Raw genomic sequence first — 2,137 nt, 5'->3', positions numbered from 1 at the left:
GGTCTCGCTCAGAAACAGCATCCCCTGCTGGATCTTGCCCTTGAGCCCCATCAAGAGGGCCGCGAGCACGGCGCAGGCCACCGCCTCGCTCGGGCTCAGCAGCACAGACATCAGGCCAAGCAGGTAGGTGAGCAGCATGGCGACCGAACTGGTGAGGCCGAACTCCCCCTGCCAGCGCTGTGCCAGCCAGACCGAGAGGCCGCAGCCCGTCACCACCGCCAGCAGGCCGAGCAGCGGCAGCCAGGGGCCCAGCGTCGGCAGCAGCAGGGCGCAGACACCGCCGAGCAGACCGATGAGGCCGTAGGTCCGCATCCCTGCGATGCGCTGGTTGTCTCCCAGCTGGCGCACCTGCCAGCCGCGTTCCAACCCTATGATGAGGCCGATGGCCAGCGACACCATGGCCCCATTGACGGGGTCTGCATTGATCCACATAACGACTTCCTTTTCGCTGTGTCATGGCCTTGATCCCATGATGGCACAGCCAACGGGGGGGCAGGGAGGCATGGCTCACAGAGTGTGCGAGCGGAGCCTGTCGGCGGGTTGATATGAGCAAAAGAGATAAGCAAAGCGTTATTTCTTGGTTCTCGGCATAACAAGCCCACGGCATGCTGCATTCAACCCAACGATATGGAGTATCACCATGACACTGCGAATGACCGCCCTCACCCTGTTTTCTCTGCTAACCCTCGGCCAGGCGAATGCCGCCGAGATCCGCCTGCTCAACGTCTCCTACGATCCGACGCGCGAGCTGTTTCAGGAGTACAACGGCGCCTTCGCCAGGGAGTGGAAAGCCAAGACGGGTGACGACGTCGTGGTGAGCCAGTCTCACGGTGGCTCCGGCAAGCAGGCCCGCGCTGTGGTGGACGGGCTGGAAGCAGATCTGGTGTCGCTGGCGCTGGCCTATGACATCAACGCCGTCGCCAGGCAGGGTTTGATCGCCACCGACTGGCAGAGCCGGTTGGCCAACAACGCATCTCCCTATACCTCCACCATCGTCTTTCTGGTGCGCAAGGACAATCCCAAGCAGATCAAGGATTGGGGCGACCTGGTGCGCAAGGACATCGCCATCGTGACGCCGAACCCCAAGACCTCCGGCGGGGCGCGCTGGAACTATCTGGCGGCCTGGGGCTATGCCCTGAAGCAGAGCGGCAGTGAGGAGGGAGCCAAACAGTTCGTCGGCGATCTCTACAAGAATGTGAAAGTGCTGGATTCCGGGGCCCGTGGTGCCACCACCAGCTTCATCGAACGCGGCCTCGGCGACGTGCTGCTGGCGTGGGAAAACGAAGCCCTGCTGGTGCTGGGTCAGCCCGGCAACCGCGACAAGTTCGAGCTGGTCGTGCCGTCGGTCTCCATCCTGGCGGAGCCGCCGGTGGCCGTGGTGGACAAGGTGGCCAAGAAACATGGCACCGAAGCGGTTGCCAAGGCGTACCTCGAGTACCTCTACTCCGACGAGGGGCAGCGCATCATCGCCAAATATCACTACCGCCCCAGCAATCCGGCGATCCTGAAGGAGACTGCGGCCCAGTTCCCGCAACTGACTCTGTTTACCGTCAAGGATCTGGAAGGGGATTGGGACAAGGCCCAGAAGAAACACTTCGCCCAGGGTGGTCTGTTTGACCAGATTTACCAGCCGGGTCGTTGATAGCCGCCATATCCATCACTGAACTGGCCCCTGTGCCAGCTGATAGGAGCACCAAGATGAACAAGATCCTCCTGGTTCCCGGTCTGCACAACAGTGGGCCGGATCATTGGCAGAGCCGCTGGCATCAATATTTCCCTCACTGGCAGCGTATGACTGGCCTGCCGTGGGACAAGCCGGACCTGACGGTCTGGAGCGCCAAGCTGGCGAGCAAGCTGCGCAGTCGGCGCGGCCGGGCCCATCTGGTGGCTCACTCCTTCGGTGCGCTGGCGGCCATCATGGCGGCGCGTCAGCAGCCCGACAAGGTGGCCTCGCTGTTTATCGTGGCGCCGGCCGACCCGGCCCACTTTGGCATAGTGGATGAGGCGCTGGCGGGTTCGCTCAAGGTATCGGCCCAGCTGATCGCCAGTCGCAACGATCCCTGGATGAGCTTCGAGCGGGCCGAATACTGGCGCCGCCAGTGGCAGGTGCCGCTGTTCGATGCCGGCGAAGTGGGCC

At 63.1% G+C, this 2,137-nt stretch carries 3 protein-coding genes; 2 read left to right on the top strand and 1 reads right to left on the bottom strand.

Annotated elements, in window-relative coordinates; all coding sequences use genetic code 11:
* A partial coding sequence (locus tag AAC083_RS15030) for an MgtC/SapB family protein (RefSeq protein WP_146181687.1) occupies nt 1–432 on the bottom strand: 432 nt, incomplete at its 3' end.
* A 208-nt stretch (nt 433–640) separates the two neighbouring features.
* Here AAC083_RS15030 and AAC083_RS15025 point away from each other — a divergent pair.
* Both AAC083_RS15025 and AAC083_RS15020 read left to right on the top strand, forming a co-directional pair.
* A complete protein-coding gene (locus AAC083_RS15025) occupies nt 641–1,642 on the top strand; it encodes a sulfate ABC transporter substrate-binding protein (protein ID WP_108537026.1) in 1,002 nt (333 codons plus the stop codon).
* A gap of 56 nt (nt 1,643–1,698) precedes the next feature.
* On the top strand, nt 1,699–2,137 hold a 439-nt coding region (locus AAC083_RS15020; RefSeq protein ID WP_108537025.1), incomplete at its 3' end, for an RBBP9/YdeN family alpha/beta hydrolase.

Source organism: Aeromonas sp. HMWF014 (assembly GCF_963878295.1).
Classification (GTDB): domain Bacteria; phylum Pseudomonadota; class Gammaproteobacteria; order Enterobacterales; family Aeromonadaceae; genus Aeromonas; species Aeromonas popoffii.
The sequence above is the reverse complement of the archived record's forward strand: the minus strand, read 5'-3'. Positions and strand labels throughout refer to the sequence as shown.

Excerpts from the sequence above, each read along its gene's own strand:
- AAC083_RS15025 (WP_108537026.1), top strand. The coding sequence starts at position 641 with ATGACACTGCGAATGACCGCCCTCACCCTGTTTTCTCTGCTAACCCTC.